Raw genomic sequence first — 24,078 nt, forward strand, 5'->3', positions numbered from 1 at the left:
CTCCCATGGAGCAAGGTGCAGTCGCGGTGGGTCCGGCACTCGCCGCCGTACTCGTCGTTCTCGTGCTCGTCGCCGTGGCAACGGTGCGGGCCGGTCGGCTCGGCCACGCCCGTGGCATCGCCACGGCGGCGCTGCGCGCGGTGGTGCAGTTGTGCGCCGTGGCGCTGCTCATCACTGCCGTCCTGCGGTCGTGGTGGGCCAGCGCCGCGTTCGTCACGCTGATGATCCTGGTCGCGGCGGCGACCTCCGCGCGCCGGGTCAGCTCGCTTCGCCTCGGCTGGCCGGTGCTGGCGCCGATCGCGGCCGGCGCGCTCCCGGCCTCCGCCCTCGTCGTGGCCTCCGGCACGGTGCCGCTGACCGAGGTCGCGGTCGTTCCGATCGCCGGGATCCTCATCGGCGGGGCGATGACGGCCACCTCCCTGGCGGGCCGCCGCGCGTTGGACGAGCTTCGCGACCGCCACGGCGAGTACGAGGCGGCCCTGGCGCTGGGTTTCGTGCCGCGGGATGCGGCGCTGGAGATCTGCCGGCCCAGCGCGGGGCAGGCGCTGGTGCCCGCGCTGGACCAGACACGCACCGTCGGCCTGGTCACACTCCCCGGCGCCTTCGTCGGCGTGCTGCTCGGCGGCGGCACACCCGTCCAGGCCGGGGCAGCCCAGCTCCTGGTCCTGGTCGCGCTCCTGGCCGTCGAGGCGATCGCCGTCGCGGTGACCGTCGAACTGGTCGCCAACGGACTGCTTCGCCGACCGGGCCCTCCCGTCCAGGTTGCGCTTCGACGTCCGACCGCTCGGCCGGAAAAGAAGCCGAAGGCGGGATGGAGCAGCGACGCGAGCTGATCCGGCGTGACGCCGATTGCGGGAGTGGTGCGGTCAATCCCTGTGGGCACGCTCGGTCGCGGCGCGGTCGCTCGCCACGATGAGGTCGAGCAGATCCTTGCCCAGTCCGGCCGGGACCCGGACGCGACCGCCGCCGGTCGACATCGCCTGCGGGCACGTCGCGTCGCCCAGCACCACGGTGACTTCGCCGAGGCTGATTCCGACCGCACCGGGCCTCTGCAGTGTGCATTCCTCACCGGCGGGCACGGGGTCGCGCAGCTCGGTGAGGGCTGTCCGGATCTGGGTCAGCGTCTTGGCGTCTCTCGCGACGACCATGCCGTTGGTGGGCGGCACGTCGGTGGTGGCACTGGCGATATGGTCGGGCAACACCAGGCCGCCGGAGGCCGGGGCCGCCGGGCCGCCGGGCCAGGTGACGCGCTTCAGCAGCTGCTCGCGGCCCTTCTCGTCCCCGGAGATGAAGGCCGTCGTCGCCTGAATCTCGTCGCTGAGAGCGCGGTAGGTCCACATGGACGGGATTGCGTACTGGTCAGGCTGCTCGACTTGGAGCAGCTGCCCGTCCTTGACCACCAGCCGGTTCGGGCTGACGAGCGCGGCGACGCCCTTCTGCACGACAGCCATCCACGCCTGACCGTCAGACGTGCACTTGAAGGGTGCGGCCCCGGGCGGGCGAGACGTCGGTCGCGTGGCCCGGGGATCCCACTGTGCGGCGAGGTAGACGGTGTGCGGCTCGGCGGTGCAGGGGTCGAAGGTGGTGACCTCGCTCGTCCGCCAGCCCTCGGGGACGGCGACCGACAGGCCACCCAGGCTCACCGCGGCCCCGGCGGTCTCGGACCCCTTCGGGGGCGCACTCACCTGGGGCAGGGCCACGACGGCCGCGACCGCGGCCGCGACGGCGACGGAGCCGGCAGTTCCCCAGGCACGACGACGGCGCTGCACGCTACGCCGCCCGAGGCGGACCAGCCGGGAGGCGGGATCGGTCTCGGCCGGCGTCACGGAGGCGGCCGCGCGGTCGAGCAGTTCGCTGACGTGGGTGGGATTCACGGCGTCTCCTTGGAGGCTTCGACGAACAGACCGCTGGCGCGCAGCGCCGCCAGGGCACGGGACGTGCGGCTCTTGACCGTTCCCACCGCGACGCCGAGGGTCTGCGCCACCTCGGCCTCGGAGGCGTCGGCCCAGAACCGCAACACGAGCACCACCCGCTGGTCGGCAGGCAACCGGCGCAGACTGGCGAGCACCTGCACGCTGAGATCCGACTGATCCGCGAACCCACCACGGGACGCGTCCGGCAGCTCCCCGGTCGGCACCTCGTCGCGCCAGCGCCGACGCCTGGCCCGCATCGCGGCACGGATCATCACCTGCCGGACGTACGCCTCCGGTCGCCCCTCCGGCACGCCCAACCGGTGCCACGACCGGTAGGCAGCGATCAGACCCTCCTGGGCGAGGTCTTCGCCCAGCCGGCCGTCACCGGTCAGCAGCGCGCCGAAGCGAACGATCTCGCGGTACCGGCCGGCGACGAATTCCTCGTAGCCGGCGGGTTCCGCTCTGCGAAGCAAGCCCATACCTCATTAAGGGACCTGGACCTGCCCGATGGTTCCCGTGTCGGTGCCCGGGTGACCTGGGTACGGTCGCCCGGGCACCGCGGGCTACGCCGTCGGCCTGGCTTCGTGCAGGATCCGGGCCAGCTCGGCCGGTCGGCTGAGCATCGGCCAGTGCCACGTCGGCAGTTCCTCGTACCGCCACGAATCGCCGGCCATGTGCCGGCACAGCGGCATGGTGGCGGCCATCTCGCGTGCCTGCTCGGCGGTGAAGCTCGACAGCACGCCGAGGCGGGGCAGCTTCTCCCACGCCCCGGTGAGCCGCACCGGGGTGGTGGCAGTCGCCCACGGCTGGGCCACCGACCGCTCACCGAGCAACGCGACGACCGATTCATCCACGTCTGCTGCTCTCGCCGCCAGTTCGGCCCACGGCGGGGGCGGCAGCCGCCAGCCGTCGCCGTGTTCGGCGACCACCGACGCGTTGCGTTCACGCTCCTGGGGCGGGCTGAAGTCCTCGTTCGCCGCCCCGTCGGGCAGCGGGCCGGTGTCGACGAAGACCAGTTGGGCGATGCGGTCGGTCATGCGGTCGGCAACGGCTGTCGTCACGACCGCGCCGGCGTAGCTGTGCCCGACGAGGACCACGTCGTGGAGGTCCTCGTAGCGCAGCAGGTTGACCACGTCGGTGACGTGGACGTCGAGGTCGGTGTCCGGGCGGGCCAGGTGGGCGCGCTCGCCCAGGCCGGTCAGGCTGAGCGGGTACACCTCGTGGCCGTACGTGCGCAGGGCGGCGGTGACGGGGCGCCAGGCCCATGCGCCGAGCCAGAACCCGGGAACCAGTACGAAGGTCGTCATGCCTGACACGCTACGATCAATACCGGACAGGTTCCGCCCGGATTGGAAGTGGGGATCAGTGACCCGGCCGACCGCCCGCGTACTGGCGTTGCTGGAGATCCTCCAGGCCGGCGGCGGCTTCACCGTCGCCGACCTGGCCGGTCGGCTGGGCGTCGACGAGCGTACGGTCCGCCGATACGCCGCGCACCTCGCCGACCTGGGCATCCCGGTCGAGGCCCGGCGCGGCCGCTACGGCGGATACCGGCTCGCGCCCGGATACAAGCTGCCGCCACTCATGCTCACCGACGAGGAGGCGGTCGCCGTCATGCTCGGGCTCGTGGCCGCCGCCCGGGCCGGGCTGGTCACCGCCGAAGGCGCCGCCGCCGAGAGCGCGACCGCGAAGATCCGCCGGGTGCTGCCGGCCGTTCTCGCCCGGCGGATCGATTCGCTGCTGGACACAGTGGACTTCACCGCACGGGCCCGCAAGCCCGCCCCGCCCGGCATCGAGGTGCTGCTGGTGCTCGCGGACGCGGCCCGGCATCAGCAACCGGCGAGCATCACGTACACCACCTGGCGCGGCCGGTCCGGGGAGCGTCGGCTCGATCCGTACGGGCTGGTCTTCCACGCCGGCCGGTGGTACGTCACCGGCCACGACCACAACCGCCGGGCCGTACGGACGTTCCGGCTCGACCGCATCGGGACAGCCCGCCCCATGCCGGGCAGGTTCGACATCCCGGCCGGATTCGATCCCACCACGCAGGTACTCACCGGTCTGGCAGCAGTGCAGTACGCGCACGACATCGCCGTGGTGCTGCACACCAGCCTGGAGCAGGCGCAGCGACGGATCCCGCTCTCGGTCGGCACGCTCACCGAGGTCCCCGACGGAGTGCGCCTCACCGCCCGAGCCGAACGGCTCGACGGTGCGGCACAGATGCTCGCCGGGCTCGGCTGGTCGTTCACGATCGACCGTCCGGACGAACTCAAGGACGAGGTACGGGCACTGGCCAACCGGCTGCTCGCCGACGCCTGAAGGTCGGTAGAGGTGGTCAGGCGCGGCCGGGTCAGGCCGGCGGATCGTCTCGGAAGAGAGCTTCCCGCACGCCTCGGCCGCCCCAGCGGGTGGCGACGAGTTCGGGACGAGGACGGGTCGGCCCGGGCATCCAGCGGTGTCGTCTGGTGTCGGGCGCAGGACGGTCCCAGTCGGCGATCAGCGCGAAAGGGTCGACGCCCCGCCCCGGGCCGTCGTCACACAGCTCGCGGACGACCATCGCTGGATGGAAGCGCAGTTCCTGCGCCATCCTGCAGTCGTCGGCCCGCCAGGCGACCACGGCCCCGCAGCCTCGACAGGCGACGCAGGGGATCCATCCCACCATCGACCAGCAGCCCGTACGGACACGGTCATGGACGAAGCGTGTCCCGCGTACGTCGCCGGGTGAGAGGACGAAGGTGCCGGTGAGCTGATCACGGCCGTAGGCGGCCTCGTCGACCGCGCCGGTCAGCCAGACAGGACCGGTGCGCGACGAACGAGGCGCATCCGGACCCCTCGCTGCTGCGCACGTCAACGGTGACGCCGTCGCCGCCAGGGCTGAGGACGGTGAGCTCACCGCAGCATCCACACGGCCAACTGAACTCTCGCAGATCCGCGGCATGCATCGTGAGGCGGATCCAGAGGGGTGGGTGGTACCGGCTGACTTCCTGGACGACCGCGTCGACACCCCGATCCACTACCGCTGAGCGGACCAGCGGCGTACGTGTCACCCCCGGCTGAGGCCGAGCGCCTCGTCCACCCGGTCCAGCACCGCCACGTCGTCGTGGCCGACACCGCGCAGCAGGTCGATCGCGGTCGCCCGGATCTGCCCGACGATCATGGTGACCGGCAACGGCGGGTCGGTCCGCAGCAGGCCCGCGGCGATCCGGACCGCCTCCAGCGCCGCCGCGTCGGCCCGCTGCGCGTGCCGGTCGGCGTCGGCGCCGGTGAGGTCGTGGGCCATGGCCTCACCAGCCGACCGTACGGCGGAGGTCAGCGCGCCGATCGCGGCGGCCAGCTCCGGCGGCGTGGCGGTGTGCCGGCGGGTCAGGGTCACGCCGGCCCGGGCCAGCACCCGGATGTTGCGGGCGGCGTAGTCGAGCTGCCGCAGCGTGGCCTCCACCTCGACGAGCTTGCCCAGGTTCCGGCGGCGCAGTCCCAGCCTCAGCGTCTCGCCGGTGGCGAGCACCGCGGCCTGCATCTCGGCGACGCAGTCGTCCACCTGCCGCGCCCGGTCCAGCGCGGCGCGGGCGGCGTCCTCGTCGCAGCCGCGTAGCGCCGCGTTGACCTGGTCGAGCAGGTCGGCCAGGTCGGTGTAGCTGCGCCGGGCCTGGGCCACCAGTGGTGCCAGCGGGTCACGGGCGGCCATCAGCTGGCTGGCGGCAAGCGCCACGGCGCCGCCGATGAGCGCGTCGACGAAGCGGAACGGCATCAGCGTCCCGTTCGGCGCGGAGACCACGACCAGGTACATGGCCGAGACGCTGGCCTGCACGACCAGGGCACGGCGGGCCCCGATCACCACGAGCGTCGTGGTGGTGAGCAGCAGCACCAGCAGGACCGTCTCGGTGCCCGGGCCCAGCGCGTACACCAGCAGCTCCGCGGCGAGCACGGCGGCTGCCACGGCGAGCAGGATCTCGACGGTCTGCCGCAGCCGTCGCCCGCGGGACTCGCCGAGCACGACGAGCGCGGCGGTCGGTGCGAAGAACGGGTCCGGGTGACGGATCACCAGCGCCGCCACGATCCAGGCGACCACAGCGGCGGCGGTCAGCTCGACCACTGTCATCCCGTCGCTGCGTAACCGCGCGGCGGCGTCGCGTACCCAGGTCCGCACCGGTCGTCCCCCTCTCGCCGGGCGGACCGGGACCGGCCGCCGATTGATCTTCCGCGAGGAGGCCCACTACCCCGGCTGTGACCTGCTCAATCGCTGATGCCGGCTGCCGGCGTGGCCGACGTCCCGTGACGACCCGCACCTGCCGGGGTCAGCGGCGGATGAGGCCGAGTTCGGTGGCGGTGGCGACGGCGGCGGTGCGCGACTCGACGCCGAGCTTGGCGTAGATGCGGGCCAGGTGGGACTTGACGGTGCCTTCGGTCAGGTGGAGGCGGACGCCGATGCTGTGGTTCGACAGACCGTCGGCGACCAGGGCGATGACCTCGGTCTCGCGTCGGGTCAGGGTGGTGCCCGGCGTACGCAGGCGGTTCATCAGCCGGTTCGCGACGGTGGGCGCCAGCGTGGTGCGTCCGGCGGCGGCGGTGCGGACGGCGGCGGCCAGGTCTTCGGGTGGGGCGTCCTTGAGGAGGTAGCCGGTGGCGCCGGCCTCGATGGCGGGCAGGGTGTCGGCGTCGGAGTCGTAGGTGGTGACGATCAGCACGCGCGGCGCCTCCGGGCGGGCGGTGATCCGGGCGGTGGCTTCGGCGCCGCCCATGCCCTTCCCGAACTGTAGGTCCATCAGGACGACGTCGATGTCGCCTGCGGCGGCGCGGGTGACGGCCTCCTCGGCGGTGGCGGCTTCGGCCACGACGACGAGGCCGGGTTCGGTTTCCAGCACGGCGCGCAGTCCGGCCCGTACGACCGGGTGGTCGTCGGCCAGGAGGAGGCGGACGGGGACGTCGTCGGTCACGGGCGGTCCTCGGGCTCGGTCCTGGTGGGCGGGGTGAGGGGAAGCTCGGCGGTCACCGCGGTGCCCCGGCCGGGCGCGGATGCGACGGCCAGGGTGCCGCCGAGAGCGGCCATGCGGGCGCGCATGGCCGCCAGGCCGAAGCCGCCGCCGTCGACGTCGGGGGCGGGCAGGTGTTCCGGGTCGAAGCCGCGCCCGTCGTCGACGACGTGCAGGGCGATGCGGTCGCCGAGATGGCTGAGGGTGACCTCGGTCGTGGTGGCCTGGGCGTGGCGGACCGTGTTCGCGAGGGTGGACTGGGCGATACGCAGGAGCGCCACCTCGTGGGCGGTCGGCAGCGATACGGGGTCGCCGACGAGGTGGAAGCGGGCGGTGAGGCGGTGGCGGGCGCTGGTGGTGGTGCACAGGCGTTCCAGGGCCCCGGCCAGGGTGGTGCCTTCCAGGGTGGGCGGGGTGAGCGCGGCGACGAAGCGGCGGGCCTCGGCGAGGTTGTCCACGGCGACCTGACGGGCCGCGTCGACGTGACCGGAGGCGGCACCGGGCCGGCCGGGCAGGGCGCGCTCGGCGGCGCGCAGCAGCAGCTGGATGCTCGACAGGCCCTGGGCGAGGGTGTCGTGGATCTCGCGGGCCAGACGCTCGCGCTCGGCGAGTACGCCGGCGGTGTGCTCGGCCCGGGCCAGGTCGGCCCGGGTGGCGGTGAGTTCCTCGATCAGCTGCCTGCGCTGCTCGCTCTCCCGATACAGGGCCTGGTATCCCCACACCACCCCGACGGCGACGGCGGCGCCGAGCGCGGGACCGATCACCGTGGCCGGGGTGAAGGAGCCGGTGTGGGCGCCGAACCCGGCGATGGCCGCCACGGCGGTGGCGATCACGGCGGCCAGGCCGGCGCGGCGCGGCAGCAGGTGGAGCTGGAGAAAGTACAGCGGGAACGCCACCCAGATCGCATCGGGGGACAGGCCCAGCAGCACCAGCCACACGGCGCCGACGGCGGCCAGCCACCAGGCGGCGGCCCGCCGCGAGCGCCGGATGCGGGGAAGGAGCGGCCCGATGGCGTACGCCAGACCGCACGCCACCGCCACGGCGACGATCGATCCGGCGTGCGGCCGGTCGTCGGCCACCGCCCGGCCCGCGGCCAGGACGAGCAGGCCGATGATCAGCAGGTGCAGGCACCAGGCCAGGGCTCGGGAGGTCGGGGTCAGGGCAGGGGCAGCGGTGCTCACAGTGCGTCCCACGTTACCGAGGCCGGCGCCCCGGGGGCCTCTATCGAAAGTTGGAACCCGGGCGCCGTCCTTCGGCCCGCGAAGTGCCGCCCTGCGCCAGACGCGGACACGGGCGCCGGCCGCGATGGTGGAGGCGTACCGCTTCCACCGCCGAAAGGACAGGCCACTGCCGTGTTTGTCGCCTGGAGAGACCTGAAGTTCGCCAAGGGACGCTTCGCCCTGATGGGGACCGTCATCGTGTTGATCACGCTGCTGGTCGGGCTGCTGTCCGGGTTGACGGCCGGACTGGGCCGGCAGAACATCTCCGCCATCACCGACCTGCCCGCCGACAGGATCGCCTTCCAGGCGCCCGGCGAGGGCCAGGACGTGTCGTACTCCAACTCCACTGTCACCGAGAAGCAGTGGCAGCAGTGGGCCGAGGCCCCCGGAGTCACCGGCGCCGAACCGCTGGGCATCACCACGACCAGGGCCACCGCCGGAAACCGGAGCGTCGGGGTCTCCGCCTTCGGCGTCCAGCCCGGCTCCCACCTGGCCCCCGACAGCGGCCGGATCGACGACCACTCGGCAGTGCTGTCCACCAAGGCCGCCGACGACCTCGGTGTGCAGGCCGGCGACTCCGTCACCCTCGCCGGGCAGCGACTGACAGTGGCCGCCGTACGCGGCGACGCCTCCTTCAGCCACACCCCAGTGGTGTGGATCAGCCTGGACGTGTGGCAGAGGAGCGCGCCTCCCACCGGCACCGGTGACGGCAACCAGACGGCCACCGTCGTCGCCCTGACCACCACCTCGGACGCCGATCCGGGAGCCACCGACCGGCAGGCGGGCACCAAGACGGTCTCCGTCTCCGACTCGCTGTCCGCGATCGGTTCCTACACCTCCGAGAACGGCTCCCTGCAGCTGATGCGCGGCTTCCTGTTCGCCATCTCCGCCCTCGTCATCGGGGCCTTCTTCACCGTCTGGACCATCCAGCGCAGCGGCGACGTCGCAGTGCTGAAGGCACTCGGCGCCCCCACCGCCAACCTTCTCAAGGACGCCCTCGGACAGGCCGTCGTCCTGCTCACCGGCGGCACCCTGCTCGGCACCGGCATCGCCGCCGCACTCGGCGCCCTCGTCGCCGGGTCCACGGTGCCGTTCCTCCTCACCCCGGTGACCGTCCTCCTTCCCGCGGCCGTGATAGTCGTCCTCGGCGCCCTCGGAGCCGCTCTGGCCATCCGCCGCATCACCTCCGTCGACCCGCTGACCGCCCTGGGGAGCGCCCGATGAGCCTGAACCTGACCGACATCACCCTCACCTACCCCGACGGCGAGGGCCGCCTGACCGCCCTCGACCGCGTCACCCTGGACGTACCCAAGGGCAGCCTGACCGCCGTGATCGGCCCCTCCGGATCCGGCAAGTCCAGCCTCCTCGCGGTCGCCGCGACCCTCATCACCCCCGACTCCGGCACCGTCACCATCGACGGCACCGCCACCACCGGAATGACGCGAGGGGAACTCGCCGACCTGCGCCGCCACAAGATCGGCATCGTCTTCCAGCAGCCCAACCTGCTGCCCTCCCTCACCGCCGCCGAGCAGCTCCAGGTCATGGCCCAGATCGACGGCCGTCCACCGGCCAGAGCCCGTACCCGCGCCGTGGAACTCCTCGACGCGGTCGGCCTCGCCGGCCAGGCCGACCGCCGGCCGCACCAGCTCTCCGGCGGCCAGCGCCAGCGCGTCAACATCGCCCGCGCGCTGATGAACGACCCCACCGTCCTGCTCGTCGACGAACCCACCAGCGCGCTCGACCACGAACGCGGCGCCGCCGTCATCGAGCTGATCAGCCGCCTCACCCACCAGCAGACCACCGCCACCGTCCTGGTCACCCACGACCGCACGCACCTCACCGCCGTCGACCAGATCGCCGAAGTCCACGACGGCCGCCTCCACCTTCCGGCACCAGCCCGCTGAGGTACGGCCGATGTGAGGAGCTGATGTGCCACCGGACGGGTGCGAACCGGGTTCGTCACTGCTGAGCGGGCAGAGTGACGGGCGTCGGCCCCCGGCCGCGAGGAAGGCGCGGTGATCGTCGGCGAACTCGAAGCCGAACCGTCGCTCGATGCCGGCGAACACGGCGACCGTGAGCCCAGGGAGTAACGCGCCAGTGGGCGCTGCCCAGGCCCGGAGGGGCGGTGGTAGTGCCTGCTGTACCCGGATCGGGCAGCCCGCTGGATGGTCGCCGTTCCTCCAGCTCAATAGCGTTTCTGGTGCGCGCGGTTCCTGCCGAGCACACGGAGAGAGGCCACCAGAATGGGACAGACCGTCGAACCGGCGGTACGCGTCGAACGACTCACCCGCGTGTACGGTACCGGCCGCAACCAGGTGACCGCGCTCGCTGGCGTCGATGTCGGCTTCGGCCGGGGCACCTTCACCGCGGTGATGGGGCCCTCGGGCTCCGGCAAGAGCACGCTGCTGCAGATCGCGGCCGGGCTCGACCGCCCCACGAACGGCCGGGTGGTCGTCGGCGGCACCGACCTGTCCGGGCTGTCCGAGACGCGCCTGACCGAGCTGCGGCGTACCCGGATCGGGTTCGTCTTCCAGGCGTTCAACCTGATCGGCGCGCTCACCGTCGAGGAGAACATCGTGCTGCCCCTGCGTCTGGCCGGCGTCCGCCCGGACCGGGCCTGGCTCGCCCATGTGGTCGAGCGGGTCGGCCTCGCCGACCGGCTGCACCACCGGCCGGCGGCGCTGTCCGGCGGCCAGCAGCAGCGGGTGGCGATCGCCCGGGCGCTGGCCACCCGCCCCGAGGTGATCTTCTCGGACGAGCCCACCGGCGCCCTCGACTCGCGGACCGCGGCGGAGGTGCTGGTGCTGTTGCGCGCGGTCGTGGACGAGCACGGGCAGACGGTGGTGATGGTGACCCACGATCCGATCGCCGCGTCGTACGCGGATCGGGTGCTCGTGCTGGCGGACGGCGCGATAGTCGCGGACCTGCCGCAGCTCGGTGCCGTCCGGATCGCCGAGCACCTGGCGTCGCTGGACGGGCGGGTCCTCCGATGACCGGCCTCGCCGCGCGCCTGCTGCGGCACCGCACCGGCCCCGCCGCCGCGACCCTGCTGGCCCTGATCGTCGGCGTGCTGATCCTGGTGGCGATGGGCACGCTCGTCGAATCGGGGCTGCGGTTCCGCCCGGAGCCGCGGCTCTGGGCGAGCGCCGACGTGGTCGTGGCCAACCGCACGGTCAGCCACACGTCCCGGGAGTTCGACGGCGAGACCACCACGAGCACCGTGACGCTGCCCGAGGGCGGCACTGTGGACGCCGACCTGGTGGACCGGATCCGCCGGGTGCCGGGCGTCACTGCCGTCACCGGCGACGACAGGGTGCTGATCGGCTCACCTGCCGCCGTGGGACACGGCTGGGACACGTACGTCTTCACCGGTCGTCCCCTCGTCGCCGGCGCCGCGCCCCGGACCGACGACGAGGTGGTGGCCGACGCCCGGCTCGGCATGGCGCCCGGCGACCGCATCGAGCTGGTCGTCGGCGGGATCGGCCGGTCGTACCGGGTGAGCGGGACCGCCGAGACAGGTTCGGCGGCGGTGTTCTTCACCGACGCGCAGGCCGCGCGCCTGTCCGCCCACCCGGGCCGGGTGGACGCGATCGGCGTACGGATGGCGCCCGGCGCCGATCTCGGCGCGGTGCGCGAGATCGCGACGGCGGCCGGCGCCACGACGTACGCCGGGAAGGACCGCGGGAAGGCCGAGCAGTCGGAGAACCAGGCCGCCCGCAGCTTGCTGGTCGAGGCCGGGTCGGCCTTCGGGGGGTACGTCGTCCTGCTGATCGTGTTCGTGGTGTCCGGCACCATCGGGCTGTCCGTCCGGCACCGCCGGCGTGACCTGGCGTTGCTGCGCGCGGTCGCCGCCACACCGGGGCAGGTGCGCCGCATGCTGGTCGCCGAGGCCGCGTTGCTCGCCCTGGCCGGCTCCGCGATCGGCGGCCCGGCCGGCCTGCTGGCGGCCCGCTGGGTGCACGGCGAACTGGTCGGGCGCGGGTTCGTGCCGGCCGGCTTCCCGATGGCGGGCGGTCTGTTCGCGGTGCCGGCCGCCATCGGTACGGCGGTCCTCGTGGCGGTGGTGGCCGCGCTGATCGCCGCACGCCGGGTCACCGCCATCAAGCCCGTCGAGGCGCTCGGCGAGATCGCCGTCGAGCCCCGGCGCAGCGGCCCGGTACGGCTGATCGCCGGCGTGCTGACGCTGATGGCGGCCGGCAGCTCCGGGGCGTTCACCCTCGGCGCCGCCGGGTCGGCCGGCGCGCTGGCCGGCGCGGTCGGCATGCTCTACCTGTTCGTCATCGCGGTGGCGCTGCTCGCACCGCACATCAACGCGTACGCGGCACGCCTGCTCACCCTGGTGCTGCCGCGGATCTGGTGGGCCGGCGGCTACCTGGCCGCGGCCAACCTGCGGGCCAACGCGCAGGGCATGGCGACAGTCCTGACCGCCCTCGTGCTGTCCGTCGGGTTCGGCGGCTCGGTCTGGTTCCTGCAGGACAACCTGGAACGGCAGACCGCCACGCAGAGCAGCGCGGGAACCCTCGCCGAGCGGGTGCTCACCGCTCCGGGCGGACTGCCGGGGGACGCGGCGCGGGAGATCCGCGAGCTGGACGGGGTGCAGGCGGCCACCGGGGTACGCCGCACCCAGGTCGTGGTGCGGGCACTCGGCGGCATCGAGCCGGTCGACGCCCAGTCCGTCGACCCGGCGGGCGTCACGTCGACGATGGACCTCGCCGTGCGCGAGGGCACCCTGGCCGACCTGCGCGCCGGCACCGTCGCCCTGTCCACGACGCAGGCGTCGTCGTCCGGCTGGGACGTCGGCGACAAGGCGGAACTCTGGCTGGGCGACGGCACCCCTGTCACGTTGGACGTCATCGCGATCTACGACCGTGGCCTCGGCTTCGGCGACGTCACCCTGGCCGCCGGGACGGTCGCCGGGCACACCGCCGGGAACACCGTCGACGAGGTACTGGTCCACGGCGGCCCGGACGCCGGCACCGCGTTGGCCACGTGGGCGGCGTCGCGGCCCGGCACCGAGGTTCTCGACGCCGCCACCCGTACGCGCCTGCTCAGCACCGACCTGGCGCTCGGCGCCTGGCTGAACCGGCTGCTGATCGGCGTGATGGTCGGGTACGCGGCGCTGGCGGCGGCCACCACGATGGTGATGGCGGCACTGGCCCGCCGCCGCGAGCTGGCGTTGCTTCAACTCGTCGGGGTGACCCGCCGTCAGATTCGCGGGATGGTCCGGGCCGAACAGGCCGGGCTGCTCGGCACCGCGGTACTGATCGGCGCGACGATCGCGGTGCTGACGCTGAGCGCGATCGTCAACGGACTGACCGGCAGCCCGATCCCGTACGTGCCGCCGCTCGGGTGGGCGGCGGTGCTCGGCGGTACGACGCTGCTGGCGTTGGTGAGCACGGTGTGGCCCGTCCGGCGGCTGCTCAGCGCTCCGCCGATCGACAACCTCGGCCTGAAGGAGTAGGAGCGGTGTCACCGCCCATCGGGTTCCTCGGCCAGGATGGCGGCGCTGACCTCGTGCACGAACGCCCGGACGTCGTCGAACCGGCCGGGATCGCTGTCCTGGCCGGAGTCGTACCACCAGTCGCGCGCCCAGACGATCAGGTCCGCCCACCGAGGGAGGGCGGCGGCGGTCTGCTCGGCGGCCTGCCGCTTGGACAGTTGCCGCCCGTCGCGCAGGCGCTGGTAGGCCCGGCAGAGCGTGAGCACCGCGTACGACTGGGCTCCGGATGGGGTCATCTCGAGCACCCAGGCCGGCCAGTCGCGAACGTGGTCCCGCAGAGCAGCGCGCACGAGGCCGGGTTCGACGGCGGGCAGCAGCTCGCCGGCCGGCGGTCCCAGCAGCGTACGGCCGTAGTCGTGCACGGCGGCCCAGGTCACGACGCGGTGGGTGGTGGCGGGCAGCAGGTGCAACGACTCCCCGGGACTGATCCGGGCGATCACGTGGTCCCGGCCGGGAACGGTGCGCACCGCGTCCAGTGACACGTATTCCACCTCGACCCGGCCGGCCCACAGCGGATGCCGCCGGTCGAGGTCAGCGTGCAGGTCGGCGAGGACGTCGAGGAGCTCCTCGTCCGGGTCACTCGCGAGCACCGCGAGCAGGTCGAGGTCGCTGCGGTTCACGTCGAAGTCGCCTGCCACGAGCGAGCCGTGCAGGTACAGGCCGAGAAGGTCGTCCGCCAGCGTGCGGTGCCACGCCTCGCGGAGGTCGGAGAGAACCGTGTCAGGTGGGACCACCAGGTGATCCTGCGCGACGGGTCGCCGCGGGGCCACCGATAAAACCGACCCACGTCGCCCATGAGCCCGGCGTCAGGGGTACGCGCAACCGCATCCGCCGGTCGCGCCTACGTGCTCGGCGGGTTGCGGTGCCGCTCGGCGAGACCCGACGCGGCCTGCCGCTGCGCGTCGTGCCGGTGCCGGTCGGCGTCGGCCTGGCGGACCGCGGCAGAGTCCTCGTCCGACGGGCGCCTCATCCGGTCGCGCCGGGCGACGAAGACGACGAGCGCGAGCACCACCACCACGATCACCGCGAGCGACACCAGCATCGTTCTCATGCCGTCGACGCTACGGCGTACGCGCCAGCCTCGGCGTGGTGACGGTCAGGGGGCTGCTCCGTCCGCCGCCGGATGGCAAGCTCACGTGTCGTGATCGATGACTTCGCGAAGGGCGGTGGGGGAGCGGTGCGGAACCCGGATCCCGTGGAGGCCCGCTCGTGAGGGCGGTCATCGTCGCGGCCGCCGTCGCATTCGTCATCTCCCTGTTCGGTACGCCGGTGGCGATTCGCGTCTTCAGCGCGCTGAAGGCCGGTCAGCCGATCCGGTCCATCGGGCTCGCCAGCAACGAGGGCAAGAAGGGCACGCCCACGATGGGCGGCGTCGTCTTCATCGTGGCGACGGTCCTCGCGTACGTCGCCGGGCACCTCGCCCTGACGACCCTGCCCGAACGGCAGATCGCGCAGGAGGGGCCGACCATGACGGCCCTGGTGCTGCTCGGGTTGTTCGTCTTCTGCGGCGCGGTCGGCTTCTTCGACGACTTCCTCAAGGTGCGCCGGCGCAACTCCGACGGGCTGTCCGCTAAGGGCAAGCTGCTCGGCCAGGCGCTCGTCGGCGGCGGGTTCGGCGTCGCCGCGCTCTACGTGCCCAGCACGAACGGCCAGACCGTGGCCAGCGAGCACATCTCGCTCATCCGCGACATCAGCTGGCTGGACGTCGGCAAGGTCGGCGCGGTCATGGTCTTCATCTTCGTGATCACGGCGATGTCCAACGGCGTGAACCTCACCGACGGCCTCGACGGCCTGGCCACCGGCGCATCGATCCTGGTGCTCGGCGCGTACTCGCTGATCGGCTTCTGGCAGTACCGGCACTGGTGCGCCGACGACGGGTACGCCCGCGTGAACGAGTACTGCTACCAGGTCCGCGATCCGCTGGAGATCGCGATGATCGCGGCCGCCGCGGCCGGTGCCTGTGTGGGCTTCCTGTGGTGGAACACGTCCCCGGCCCGGATCTTCATGGGTGACGTGGGCGCGCTCGGGCTGGGCGGCCTGATCGGCGGGCTCGCGGTGGTGACCCGTACGACGCTGCTCTCGATCCTGATCGGCGGGCTGTTCGTCATCATCACCACGACCTGGGTGATCCAGATCGTCTCGTTCCGGACCACCGGCAAGCGAGTCTTCCGGATGGTGCCGTTGCACCACCACTTCGAGCTGGTCGGATGGAGCGAGTCCACCATCGTGGTCCGCTTCTGGATCGTGGCCGGTGTCTGCGTCGCGGCCGGCCTGGGCCTGTTCTACTCGGACTTCCTGGCGGCTGTGGGATAGCGGCGGAGACGCCGGCTCACACGGAAGGCTGCGCGGTGTCGCCGTCGCGGAGGTGGTCCAACTCGGCGAGGTACATGGCCTGCAGGCGATCGTGGTGCCGGACCAGTAGCCTGACCTCCTCGGCGCTGTAGCCCTCGACGAGCCGTCCCGCCCGCTCGGCGAAACGCTCGTACGGCCGCTCCAGATCGGCGATCCGCTCCGGCCGTATGGTGACGACGACCCGCCGCCGGTCTGCCGGGTCGCGTTCGGTCGTCACGTAGCCGGCCTGCTGGAGCCGGCGGAGCATGCTGGTGACCGCACCGGTGGTGAGGTTGGTCCGCTCGGCGATCTGCCCCGCGGTGGCGGAGCCGATGTCCGCCAGGTAGTCCAGGCACTCCAGGTCGCTCACGGCGAGGCCCAGCCGCTCCGCGATGGCGTACCGGAACACCATGGACAGCCGCGACGTCTCCCGCCCGGCGCGCATGAGGTCGGCGATCGCGGAGGCGCGGGCCGAATCGTGGGACATGCGGGCAATCATGCCTCCGGTACGGTGACCCGGTGCAGCCGAGGTAGCACGCGGGTGAGCACCCAGTGCGGTGCGGCGGCGCCGCCGGTGAGGCGGTGCATCAGCCTGGCGGCGTTGTCGACGGCGTGGAAGGCGTACGGCACCATCGCGTCCTGGTATCCGGCGATCGCCTCCTCCACCGGTGTGCCGTTCCGCCGGGCCTCGACCAGCTTGTGGCCGAGCAGCGCGGCGTCGCGCAGCGCGGTGTTGCCGCCGTGAGCGCCGAACGGCGGCATGACGTGTACGGCGTCGCCCATCATCGTCGCCCGGGGGACCGCCCACCGGTGCGGGCGCCGGCCGGTGGCGAACAGGTTGAGCACCGTGGCGTCCAGCTCGGCCGTGTCGACCAGCCGCCGCACGAGCGGGTGGAAGTCGATGCTCATCCGGGCCGCCACGTGCCACAGCGCCCGCAGGTCCCCGCGGACGCCGGGAGGCAGCTCGTCCCGCCGGAGCAGCAGTGCCCACATGACGTAGTCGTCGCCGGTGGGGGCGTAGCTGCCCGGGGCCAGGCGCGTGAACGCCTCCCGCGGGCTCTCGCCGAACCGCATCGAGGTGAAGAAGAAGGCGCTGCCGGGCCGGTCGGCGATGGCGAGGACCCCGCTGGTCCGCAGCGCGCCCGGGATGACGCTCGCGCCGTCGCGCCGCAGCGGCGACCGGCCGTAGATACCCGCCATCGGGGTGTCCGCCGGGTCGGCGTCCGGTATGAGCTGCGCGCGCAGCGCCGAGCCGACGCCGTCCGCGCCCACCACGACTGTGGCCGCGGCGGCTCCGCCGTCGGAGAACCGCAACCGCAGTCCGGCCGGGCCGCCGCTGTCCACCGCGACGGCGTCCCTGCCGTAGTGGATGCGTCCGTCCAGCCCGGACTGCAGGATCGACCGCAGCGTCAGGCGGTCCACCTGGCGGGTCTCGTGCGGGTCGTCCTTGAAGGTGATCGTGAAGGCGTCCCGCAGCCGTCTGTCGGTGAAGCGCAGGTGTCCGCCGGGCTCGTCACCGGTGGCCAGCGCCAGCCGGTACAGCGGCCGGGGCAGGCTCTCGCGCAGCGCCGCCAGCCCGTACCGGTCGAGGATGATCCGGTATCCCTGCCGCCGGACGAAGGGGCCCGGGTCCCGCTCGTAGACGTGTACGTCGATGCCGGCGCGCGTCAGGTACTGGGCGAGACAGAGGCCGGAGAGGCCGGCGCCGGAGATCGCCACCGAGAAGTCCGTCGATGTGCTCATCCAATTACCTTAATCATTAAGATGATTGCGGCAAGGGCTACTGTGAACAGTCATCTTGGACGGATACTCAAGTTGGTTGTATATTCGGCTCATGGGATCTGCTTCGCGTCCCGCGCTACGGGAACCGTCGTACTTCGTCCTCGCTGCCCTGCTCGGCGGACCGCTCCACGGTTACGCCGTGATCAAACGGGTGACCGAGCTGTCCGGCGGGCGGGTGACCCTCGCCGCCGGATCGCTGTACTCGGTGATCGACCGGCTGCTCGGCGAGGGCCTCGTCACCGCCGACGGTGAGGAGATCGTCAACGGGCGTGCCCGTCGCTACTACCGGCTCACCGACGAGGGCTGTCGCGTACTCACCGAAGAGGCCGACCGGCTCGCCCAGGCCGCCCGGGTGGTCATGGACCGCCTGCCGCGCCGGGTCGCATCGCAGGCAAGTGCCCGTCACCCTTCCACCGTGAGGATCAGACCCGCATGAGTTCCGATGTCCTGGAGAAGCGTTACCGCATGCTGCTGCGGGCCTACCCGGCCGGCTACCGGCGCGAACGCGCCGACGAGCTGATCGACACGTTGATCGGCGACGAACGAACCACCCGTCGATGGCCCAGCGCCCGGCAGGCGGCCTCGCTCGTCCGGGGCGGCCTGCGGGTGTACGGCGGCAGCACCGCCGCCCGTCCCACCGCCGTGCTGTTCTGGCAGGGCATCCACCTCGGCGCCCTGGCGGTGCTGGCACTGGGTGTCCTCATCGGCGTGGACGACATCGTCGAGGCGTTGCAGTACGGCGGACTCGCGGACCCCCTGACCGTCCTGCGCAATCAGGGCGTCCACGAGGTCGTGCTGACCGCCGCGCTGGTGGCGCTCGTCGCGGGCCGTACCCGCACCGCTGCCGTTCTGGCGGTGACCGCGGCGGTGGTGCCGAGCCTGATCTCCCCGTACCTGTTCCTCAACGGCCTGCCGCAGTGGTGGGCGCCGGTTGTCGCCGCGCCGCTGATCGTGCTGGGCCTGCGGCGCCCGGCGGACGTGCCGCCGGCGCCCCGGGCCAACGCCGTCCTCGTCACCGCCGGCATCCTCGCGCTGCATCTCATCCCCGCGGGCGGCCTCCGCCTGGTCGACGCGGGTCCGCGGATCGTCGCCGCCGTCATGGTGGTCGCCGGGGTGGCAGCCTTCCTGTGGGTGGCGACGGCCGACCAGCGGCTGCTGATCGCCGTCGTCCCCACCCTGCTGCTGGGCACGCTGCACCAGCTGGACAACGCCGGGTTGACGGGGGAACTGCTGCGTCGGCCGGACGCCCTGCCGTCCCTGGTCGTCGCGGTCCTGATGGCTGTCGTCGCGGTCGTGTCGACCCGGCAGCGGCAGCGCACTCGCGCCTGATCGACGGGCGGGCGGTCCGGCTCTTGCCCGGACCGCCCGGCGAGGAATCGAGTACCGACCGGCCGCGGAGCTGTGGTGGCGGTTCGCGGTCCGGGCGAGGGCGCGCCGGACGGCGCCAACTCGGTTGTGTGTCGCCGGCCGGCCTGGCAGCCTGGCTGCCTCGGTCTGACGAGAGGTGGCCATGACGCGGACCTTCCTGCAGCCGGACGATCTGCACGACCTCGTGGCGGACCAGTTCGGCTCCGACCGGCGGCTCGCCGCCCTGGACCGGCTGACAGGCGGCACCAAGAAGGGCGTCTACCGGCTCCGGCTGGACGACCGGACAACCGTGATGCTGTATGTGTGGGCCGCGGACGAGAACTACTGGCCCCCGTCACCGACGGTGCCGGACGACCCGTTCACGGACGCGTCGGGCGCGGATCTCTTCGTCGCCGGCCACGCGGCGCTCACCGCGGCAGGAGTGCGTGTCCCGCATCTGATGATGATCGACCGGGACGGCCGTCACCTCGACGCCGACATCGCGCTCGTCGAGGATGCCGGCGCGCTACGGCTGGAGGCGGTGCTGGAACACGATCCGGCCACCGCCCCCAGGCCGCTGTCCGCGCTCGGTGACGCCCTGCGCCGCATGCACACCGCCTTCGGGCCGCAGTACGGCAAGGTCGCGGCCGTCGCCCGAGGTGAGGCATCCCAGACGCGGCGCGCGGAGGACGTGATCGTCGACCGCGCGCTCGGCCACCTCGACGCGGCAGCGGTCCGCGACGCCCGGCTGGCCGACGCCCATCACCGGGTCACCGCGCACGTACGCCACCTCAGGAGCGCGGTCACCCCGCGCGAGGAGTACGGGCTGGTGCACGGTGAACTCGGGCCGGATCACGTGCTCGTCACACCGGCCGGCGAGGCCGTCATGATCGATTTCGAGGGGCTGACCTACTTCGACGTCGAGTGGGACCACGCCTGGCTGCGGATGCGTTTCGACGAGGCCTACTCGGCGCTGCGTCCGGTCGATCTCGATCCCCACCGGCTGGAGCTCTACCGGTACGCGCAGACGTTGTCCCTGATCGAAGGGCCACTGCGGATCGCGGACACCGACTTCCCGGACCGGCAGTGGATGCTCGACCTGGCCGAGTGGAACATCACCAAGGCGCTCGCCGCGACCTGACGGCAGCCTCAGCCGGCCGGACCGACGTGTGCCGCAAGCAGGCGCCACCCCTCGTCCCCGTCGAGGATCCATGTCCGCGTGTAGCGGACCCGGGCGAGAAACGGCTCGCCGGCGAGGGCGCCCTCCACGGTGCCGAGGAACCACGTCACACCGGTGCCGCCGGCCACGAGGACCGCCAGGTCCTCCTCGTCCACCCGGGTCATCGTCTGCTGGCCGGATCGGTGCACGTGCAGGTCGTCCTGCTTGGAGTAGAGGCGCCCGTCCGGCCCGGTGAACACGAGCCGGTCGTCGATCAGCCGATCCAGCGCCGCGACGTCGGAGGACAGTTGGGCGCGTTGAAGACGCCGTTCGGCGGCGCGTAGGGCCTCGACGCCGGCGAGGTCCGCGCCGCCGTTCCCCGTGGGTAGATCATCGGTGTCCATTGACGACAACGTAACAGCGATCTTCGGGGAGCGCTGACCGCCCATGCAGGTCAGCGGGACGGGCGAGGGCTCGCCCGTCAGCGCTTGGCGACGGTGAGCAGCACCGCCGAGTCCTCGAGCGCCTCCAGCGTGTGCCGGCGGTCCGGCACGATCAGCAGATCGCCGGGTGCGCCGTCCCAGGACGTCTCGCCGGCGCCGAGCCGGACCCGCCCGTGCAGGACGTGGACGGTGGCCTCGCCGGGGTTCTCGTGCTCGCTGAGCATCTGCCCGGCGGTCAGCGCGATCATCGTCTGGCGGAGCCTGTGCTCGTGACCGCCGTAGACGGTGGAGCTGCTGCGGCCGCTGGAGGAGGCGTGCGCGAGCTTCAGCTGTTCGCGGGCCAGTGCGGTCAGGGATGACTTCTGCATGAGGTGTCCCCTCTCCTCGTCGCGCCGGGCATGACGGTCATCCGCGAACCGTAGCGTGGTCGCCCGTCGCCGGACCACCGGCCGTCAGGGGCACCCGCTCACGGCATGGTGGCCTTCGGGGCGCCCTTGCCCGGGTCGATCCGGGTCGGACCGGAAGCCGAGGGGCGGATGTCGAAGTCGAAGATCTCGGTGGGCAGGTAGACGGTCGCGCAGGAGTTGGGGATGTCCACCACGCCGGAGAGCCGGCCCTCGATGGGCGCGGCACCGAGCAGCAGGTACGCCTGTTCCGGCTGGTAGCCGAAGCGGGTCAGGTAGTCGATGGCGTGCAGGCAGGCCCGCTGGTAGGCGAGCTGCGAGTCGAGATACCGCTGTTCGCCGTCGAGGGTGACCGAGAGCCCGGAGAAGGCCAGCCACCGGGAGAACTGCGGCGGCGTGTCGCCCGGAATGAAGATCGTGTTCTCGGCGACGCCGTACGTCTGCATGCCGTTCTTGATCAGGTCGACGTGCAGGTCGACGAAGCCGCCCATCTCGATGGCGCCGCAGAAGGTGATCTCTCCGTCGCCCTGGGAGAAGTGCAGGTCGCCGAGGGACAGGTTGGCTCCCGGTACGTACACCGGGTAGAAGACCCGGCTGCCGACGGTGAAGTTCTTGATGTCCTGGTTCCCGCCGTTCTCCCGGGGCGGCGCGGTTCGCGCCGCCTCCGCGGCCACCCGGTCGAAGTCGGCGCCGGTGAGGCTGCCGAGGATCGCGTCCTGGGGCTCGGGAGGCAGGGCCAGGGGCGGCACCCGGTCGGGCGCGGTGGCGATCAGCGCTCCCTCCCGCTGGTTCCAGGTCGCGAGCAGCGACGCGGACGGGGCGGTGCCCATCAGCCCCGGGTGGGATATCCCGGTGAACGAGACGCCGGGGATGTGCCGGGAGGTGGCCTTGCGGCCGGTGAAGTCCCAGACCGCCTTGTAGGCGTCGGGGAACTGCTCGGTGAGGAAGCCGCCGCCGTTGCCGGTGGGGAAGATGCCCGTGTAACCCCAGCCCTGGCCGGCCAGCGGACCGGACTCCTGGGGGATCGGGCCCATGTCGAGGATGTCGACCATGAGCAGGTCGCCCGGCTCGGCGCCCTCGACGGCGAACGGGCCGCTGAGAGCGTGCACCCGGGTCAGCGGAGCGTCCCGGATGTCCTCGGCGGAGTCGTCGTTGTGGATCGCGCCGTCGAACCACTCGCGGCAGTGGACGCGGAACGACTGTCCGGGCCGTACCGTCGCCACGGGCGGGACGTCGGGATGCCAGCGGTTGTGCCCGACCTTCTCCTGGTCGGTGAACCTCTTCGTGGAGTCGAGAGAGAACAGCAGTTCAGGCACGGTGTCGAGCCCTTCTCGTGGTCACCATCGGGGCAGGCGGGCGTGGGCCGGGTTCGTCGAGCGGCGCGCCGGGCGACGGCCGGGCACCCGCCCGACCACCTCCGGCTGTTCCGCGCTGCGCTCGGTCCGGTCCACGGCCTCGCGCAGCGCCGCCGGCATGCGGGTGAGCCGTGGCGCGGAGAACACCCGTGCCGCCGGAGACCCGCAGCGGGGGCAGCTCGCCGACGGGCCCGCGGTCCCGACCGGCATCACGACGTCGAAGCTGCCGTCCTGCGGGCAGCGGTACTCGAAGGTGGCCATCGCCGCTTCCCGTCCAGCCGCTCGTGCGTGCGGTGGCCGTTCCGCAGCGGCTCACCCTGTCGTCCCGATTGTGGCTGATTACCGACACAAGCGGCGCAAAACGACGAATGAGCCGGAGCTTCCGCCTCGCGGCTGCCGTACCGGCCGAGGTGTGGGACATGTTGGCGATCATCGATACGTTGCGAGCATCGTCTACCTATGGCCGCCGTCTTCTCGTCCTCGCTTCTGCGCCGCCTGCGGCCGGGTCTGCCGGCCGCCGTCGTGCTGTCCGCCGCCGTGCTCGGCGCCGCACTGATCGCCGCGCCGTCGGCCGGCGCCGGCACCGCGTACCCCGCTGCCGCGCCGGCGCCCGGCGGCGCAGCGGTGCCCGCCGCGGAGCCGACCGGTACCGCGCCTTCGCCCACGTCGACGCCCAGGACGCCCGAACCGCCCAGCACCACGCCGTTCCCGCCGAGCGCGCCCACCAACCTGACCGCCACCCAGGTACGGAGCACGTCGGTCACCCTCACCTGGACGGCCGCCACGCGCGGCTGTTGCCCCGTCGTCGGGTACGACATCACGTACTACCAGGCGTTCGACGACGTGGTCTACGGCCTCAGCCTCGGCGACGTCACCACCGCCACGATCACCGGCTACATCCAGCCCGGCCGGCAGTACTCCTTCCGGGTGTCGGCCCGCGACGGCGACGGCCGCCGGTCGCCCTCCACCGACGCGCTGACGGTCGTCACCCCGGTGACCGACCCCGGCCCGGACACCACCCCGCCGAGCGCCCCGCAGAACCTCACGGTCGGCGACGTGACCGCCTCGACCGCCACGCTGTCCTGGGCGCCGTCGACGGACGACGTCGGCGTGCTCGGGTACAACGTCTACCGGTTCGACGGCTGGTTCACCTCGACGCTCGTCGCCACAGTGCCGGGCACGACGTACACGGCGCCGCTGCCCGCGCCGACGCCGCTGCGCACCCTGTACTACGTGCGGGCCCGGGACGCGGCCGGCAACGTGTCGATCGCGTCCAACACGGTCAGCGTGCCCACCACGTCGACTCCGCCGCCCCCGCCGCCCTCGACCTGCCGGGTGACCTACCGGAACCAGTCCGAGTGGCCCGGCGGTTTCGTCGCGGGGGTGACGGTGCAGAACACCGGGACGGCACCTGTCGACGGCTGGATCGTCACCTTCGGCTTCCCCGGGGACCAGCAGGTCACCACCGCGTGGAACGCCACAGTCGGCCAGACCGGCGCCGCCGTGACCGCCCGCAACGCCGACTGGAACCGCGTCATCGCGCCGAACGGATCCGCGACCTTCGGATTCCAGGGCCGGTGGAGCGCGAGCGACGCGCCACCGACCGGCTTCTCGCTCAACGGCGCCCCCTGCACAGTGGGCTGAGCGCCGCCCCGCG

26 protein-coding genes are annotated in these 24,078 nt (G+C 72.6%); 11 read left to right on the forward strand and 15 right to left on the reverse strand.

Annotated elements, in window-relative coordinates:
• Positions 1-5: 5 nt before the first annotated feature.
• Entirely contained in the window at positions 6-833 is an 828-nt protein-coding gene (locus tag CLT75_RS01200; protein ID WP_486485019.1) for an ABC transporter permease, read from the forward strand.
• Positions 834-866: 33 nt separating this feature from the next.
• On the opposite strand, the gene CLT75_RS01205 is transcribed toward CLT75_RS01200, so the two are convergent.
• From CLT75_RS01205 to CLT75_RS01215, 3 genes are all read right to left on the reverse strand, one after another.
• Complete coding sequence (locus CLT75_RS01205; protein ID WP_135239071.1) at positions 867-1,874, reverse strand: hypothetical protein; 1,008 nt, start codon at positions 1,872-1,874, stop codon at positions 867-869.
• Positions 1,871-2,386, reverse strand: a complete 516-nt coding sequence (locus CLT75_RS01210; protein WP_167796861.1) for a SigE family RNA polymerase sigma factor — start codon at positions 2,384-2,386, stop codon at positions 1,871-1,873. Before CLT75_RS01210 ends, CLT75_RS01205 begins: the two co-directional genes overlap by 4 nt.
• A gap of 90 nt (positions 2,387-2,476) precedes the next feature.
• Complete coding sequence (locus tag CLT75_RS01215; protein WP_135239073.1) at positions 2,477-3,220, reverse strand: alpha/beta fold hydrolase; 744 nt, start codon at positions 3,218-3,220, stop codon at positions 2,477-2,479.
• Positions 3,221-3,278: 58 nt separating this feature from the next.
• Here CLT75_RS01215 and CLT75_RS01220 point away from each other — a divergent pair, with 58 nt between their 5' ends.
• Complete coding sequence (locus CLT75_RS01220) at positions 3,279-4,229, forward strand: helix-turn-helix transcriptional regulator (protein ID WP_135239074.1); 951 nt, start codon at positions 3,279-3,281, stop codon at positions 4,227-4,229.
• A gap of 31 nt (positions 4,230-4,260) precedes the next feature.
• Here the strand turns inward: CLT75_RS01220 and CLT75_RS32965 are convergent, their stop codons facing one another.
• From CLT75_RS32965 to CLT75_RS01240, 4 genes are all read right to left on the reverse strand, one after another.
• Positions 4,261-4,497 (reverse strand): hypothetical protein, encoded by a 237-nt coding sequence (locus CLT75_RS32965; RefSeq protein WP_486485020.1) that lies wholly within the window; start codon positions 4,495-4,497, stop codon positions 4,261-4,263.
• A 456-nt stretch (positions 4,498-4,953) separates the two neighbouring features.
• The gene (locus CLT75_RS01230; RefSeq protein ID WP_135239075.1) at positions 4,954-6,057 is read right to left on the reverse strand and encodes an FUSC family protein; all 1,104 of its coding nucleotides are present in this window, start codon (positions 6,055-6,057) and stop codon (positions 4,954-4,956) included.
• 148 nt (positions 6,058-6,205) lie between these two features.
• Complete coding sequence (locus CLT75_RS01235) at positions 6,206-6,844, reverse strand: response regulator transcription factor (RefSeq protein WP_135239076.1); 639 nt, start codon at positions 6,842-6,844, stop codon at positions 6,206-6,208.
• Positions 6,841-8,061 carry a sensor histidine kinase gene (locus CLT75_RS01240; RefSeq protein ID WP_135239077.1) on the reverse strand — a complete coding sequence of 407 codons (1,221 nt, stop codon included), beginning with the start codon at positions 8,059-8,061 and terminating at the stop codon, positions 6,841-6,843. The genes CLT75_RS01235 and CLT75_RS01240 overlap by 4 nt, the downstream gene beginning before the upstream one ends.
• Positions 8,062-8,283: 222 nt before the next feature.
• Here CLT75_RS01240 and CLT75_RS01245 point away from each other — a divergent pair, with 222 nt between their 5' ends.
• From CLT75_RS01245 to CLT75_RS01260, 4 genes are all read left to right on the forward strand, one after another.
• Positions 8,284-9,324, forward strand: a complete 1,041-nt coding sequence (locus CLT75_RS01245) for an ABC transporter permease (RefSeq protein ID WP_486485021.1) — start codon at positions 8,284-8,286, stop codon at positions 9,322-9,324.
• Positions 9,321-10,004 (forward strand): ABC transporter ATP-binding protein, encoded by a 684-nt coding sequence (locus CLT75_RS01250; protein WP_135239079.1) that lies wholly within the window; start codon positions 9,321-9,323, stop codon positions 10,002-10,004. The genes CLT75_RS01245 and CLT75_RS01250 overlap by 4 nt, the downstream gene beginning before the upstream one ends.
• 339 nt (positions 10,005-10,343) lie before the next feature.
• On the forward strand, positions 10,344-11,093 hold the full coding sequence (locus tag CLT75_RS01255) for an ABC transporter ATP-binding protein (protein WP_135239080.1): 750 nt from the start codon (positions 10,344-10,346) through the stop codon (positions 11,091-11,093).
• The gene (locus CLT75_RS01260) at positions 11,090-13,561 is read left to right on the forward strand and encodes an FtsX-like permease family protein (RefSeq protein WP_135239081.1); all 2,472 of its coding nucleotides are present in this window, start codon (positions 11,090-11,092) and stop codon (positions 13,559-13,561) included. Before CLT75_RS01255 ends, CLT75_RS01260 begins: the two co-directional genes overlap by 4 nt.
• An 8-nt stretch (positions 13,562-13,569) precedes the next feature.
• Here the strand turns inward: CLT75_RS01260 and CLT75_RS01265 are convergent, their stop codons facing one another.
• Positions 13,570-14,334 carry an aminoglycoside adenylyltransferase domain-containing protein gene (locus CLT75_RS01265; RefSeq protein WP_135239082.1) on the reverse strand — a complete coding sequence of 255 codons (765 nt, stop codon included), beginning with the start codon at positions 14,332-14,334 and terminating at the stop codon, positions 13,570-13,572.
• Positions 14,335-14,441: 107 nt separating this feature from the next.
• A complete protein-coding gene (locus tag CLT75_RS01270) occupies positions 14,442-14,651 on the reverse strand; it encodes a hypothetical protein (protein ID WP_135239083.1) in 210 nt (69 codons plus the stop codon).
• A gap of 158 nt (positions 14,652-14,809) precedes the next feature.
• Between CLT75_RS01270 and mraY the strand changes: the two genes are divergently transcribed.
• Positions 14,810-15,913 carry a phospho-N-acetylmuramoyl-pentapeptide-transferase gene (gene mraY / locus CLT75_RS01275; RefSeq protein ID WP_135239084.1) on the forward strand — a complete coding sequence of 368 codons (1,104 nt, stop codon included), beginning with the start codon at positions 14,810-14,812 and terminating at the stop codon, positions 15,911-15,913.
• A gap of 16 nt (positions 15,914-15,929) precedes the next feature.
• Here the strand turns inward: mraY and CLT75_RS01280 are convergent, their stop codons facing one another.
• Positions 15,930-16,418: a MarR family transcriptional regulator gene (locus CLT75_RS01280; RefSeq protein ID WP_486485022.1), complete on the reverse strand. Its 489-nt coding sequence runs from the start codon at positions 16,416-16,418 to the stop codon at positions 15,930-15,932.
• Positions 16,419-16,426: 8 nt separating this feature from the next.
• A complete protein-coding gene (locus CLT75_RS01285; protein WP_135239086.1) occupies positions 16,427-17,674 on the reverse strand; it encodes an FAD-dependent oxidoreductase in 1,248 nt (415 codons plus the stop codon).
• Between the two features lie 91 nt (positions 17,675-17,765).
• Here CLT75_RS01285 and CLT75_RS01290 point away from each other — a divergent pair, with 91 nt between their 5' ends.
• The 3 genes from CLT75_RS01290 to CLT75_RS01300 all read left to right on the forward strand — a co-directional run bounded on the left by CLT75_RS01290 (position 17,766) and on the right by CLT75_RS01300 (position 20,201).
• Positions 17,766-18,149, forward strand: coding sequence for a PadR family transcriptional regulator (locus tag CLT75_RS01290; protein WP_135239087.1), 384 nt, complete (start codon positions 17,766-17,768; stop codon positions 18,147-18,149).
• The gene (locus tag CLT75_RS01295) at positions 18,146-19,042 is read left to right on the forward strand and encodes a hypothetical protein (RefSeq protein WP_135239088.1); all 897 of its coding nucleotides are present in this window, start codon (positions 18,146-18,148) and stop codon (positions 19,040-19,042) included. The genes CLT75_RS01290 and CLT75_RS01295 overlap by 4 nt, the downstream gene beginning before the upstream one ends.
• Positions 19,043-19,223: 181 nt before the next feature.
• Positions 19,224-20,201, forward strand: a complete 978-nt coding sequence (locus CLT75_RS01300; RefSeq protein WP_135239089.1) for an aminoglycoside phosphotransferase family protein — start codon at positions 19,224-19,226, stop codon at positions 20,199-20,201.
• 8 nt (positions 20,202-20,209) lie between these two features.
• On the opposite strand, the gene CLT75_RS01305 is transcribed toward CLT75_RS01300, so the two are convergent.
• The 4 genes from CLT75_RS01305 to CLT75_RS01320 form a co-directional block, all read right to left on the reverse strand.
• Positions 20,210-20,623: a nuclear transport factor 2 family protein gene (locus CLT75_RS01305; protein ID WP_135239090.1), complete on the reverse strand. Its 414-nt coding sequence runs from the start codon at positions 20,621-20,623 to the stop codon at positions 20,210-20,212.
• Between the two features lie 77 nt (positions 20,624-20,700).
• Positions 20,701-21,030, reverse strand: a complete 330-nt coding sequence (locus tag CLT75_RS01310; RefSeq protein ID WP_135239091.1) for a cupin domain-containing protein — start codon at positions 21,028-21,030, stop codon at positions 20,701-20,703.
• 98 nt (positions 21,031-21,128) lie between these two features.
• A complete protein-coding gene (gene fmdA, locus CLT75_RS01315; protein ID WP_135239092.1) occupies positions 21,129-22,382 on the reverse strand; it encodes a formamidase in 1,254 nt (417 codons plus the stop codon).
• A gap of 21 nt (positions 22,383-22,403) precedes the next feature.
• Positions 22,404-22,682 (reverse strand): FmdB family zinc ribbon protein, encoded by a 279-nt coding sequence (locus CLT75_RS01320; protein ID WP_135239093.1) that lies wholly within the window; start codon positions 22,680-22,682, stop codon positions 22,404-22,406.
• Between the two features lie 198 nt (positions 22,683-22,880).
• Between CLT75_RS01320 and CLT75_RS01325 the strand changes: the two genes are divergently transcribed.
• Positions 22,881-24,065, forward strand: a complete 1,185-nt coding sequence (locus CLT75_RS01325) for a cellulose binding domain-containing protein (RefSeq protein WP_135239094.1) — start codon at positions 22,881-22,883, stop codon at positions 24,063-24,065.
• Positions 24,066-24,078: the final 13 nt, after the last annotated feature.

It is taken from the genome of Micromonospora sp. CNZ285 (genome assembly GCF_004637285.1).

Coding starts and splice junctions, on each gene's coding strand:
- CLT75_RS01200 (WP_486485019.1), top strand. CDS start 6: ATGGAGCAAGGTGCAGTCGCGGTGGGTCCGGCACTCGCCGCCGTACTC.
- CLT75_RS01320 (WP_135239093.1), bottom strand. CDS start 22,682: ATGGCCACCTTCGAGTACCGCTGCCCGCAGGACGGCAGCTTCGACGTC.
- CLT75_RS01295 (WP_135239088.1), top strand. CDS start 18,146: ATGAGTTCCGATGTCCTGGAGAAGCGTTACCGCATGCTGCTGCGGGCC.
- CLT75_RS01310 (WP_135239091.1), bottom strand. CDS start 21,030: ATGCAGAAGTCATCCCTGACCGCACTGGCCCGCGAACAGCTGAAGCTC.
- CLT75_RS01270 (WP_135239083.1), bottom strand. CDS start 14,651: ATGAGAACGATGCTGGTGTCGCTCGCGGTGATCGTGGTGGTGGTGCTC.
- CLT75_RS01305 (WP_135239090.1), bottom strand. CDS start 20,623: ATGGACACCGATGATCTACCCACGGGGAACGGCGGCGCGGACCTCGCC.
- CLT75_RS01215 (WP_135239073.1), bottom strand. CDS start 3,220: ATGACGACCTTCGTACTGGTTCCCGGGTTCTGGCTCGGCGCATGGGCC.
- CLT75_RS01255 (WP_135239080.1), top strand. CDS start 10,344: ATGGGACAGACCGTCGAACCGGCGGTACGCGTCGAACGACTCACCCGC.
- CLT75_RS01260 (WP_135239081.1), top strand. CDS start 11,090: ATGACCGGCCTCGCCGCGCGCCTGCTGCGGCACCGCACCGGCCCCGCC.
- CLT75_RS01245 (WP_486485021.1), top strand. CDS start 8,284: ATGGGGACCGTCATCGTGTTGATCACGCTGCTGGTCGGGCTGCTGTCC.
- CLT75_RS01280 (WP_486485022.1), bottom strand. CDS start 16,418: ATGTCCCACGATTCGGCCCGCGCCTCCGCGATCGCCGACCTCATGCGC.
- CLT75_RS01250 (WP_135239079.1), top strand. CDS start 9,321: ATGAGCCTGAACCTGACCGACATCACCCTCACCTACCCCGACGGCGAG.
- CLT75_RS01290 (WP_135239087.1), top strand. CDS start 17,766: ATGGGATCTGCTTCGCGTCCCGCGCTACGGGAACCGTCGTACTTCGTC.
- CLT75_RS01325 (WP_135239094.1), top strand. CDS start 22,881: ATGGCCGCCGTCTTCTCGTCCTCGCTTCTGCGCCGCCTGCGGCCGGGT.
- CLT75_RS01300 (WP_135239089.1), top strand. CDS start 19,224: ATGACGCGGACCTTCCTGCAGCCGGACGATCTGCACGACCTCGTGGCG.
- CLT75_RS32965 (WP_486485020.1), bottom strand. CDS start 4,497: ATGGCGCAGGAACTGCGCTTCCATCCAGCGATGGTCGTCCGCGAGCTG.
- CLT75_RS01285 (WP_135239086.1), bottom strand. CDS start 17,674: ATGAGCACATCGACGGACTTCTCGGTGGCGATCTCCGGCGCCGGCCTC.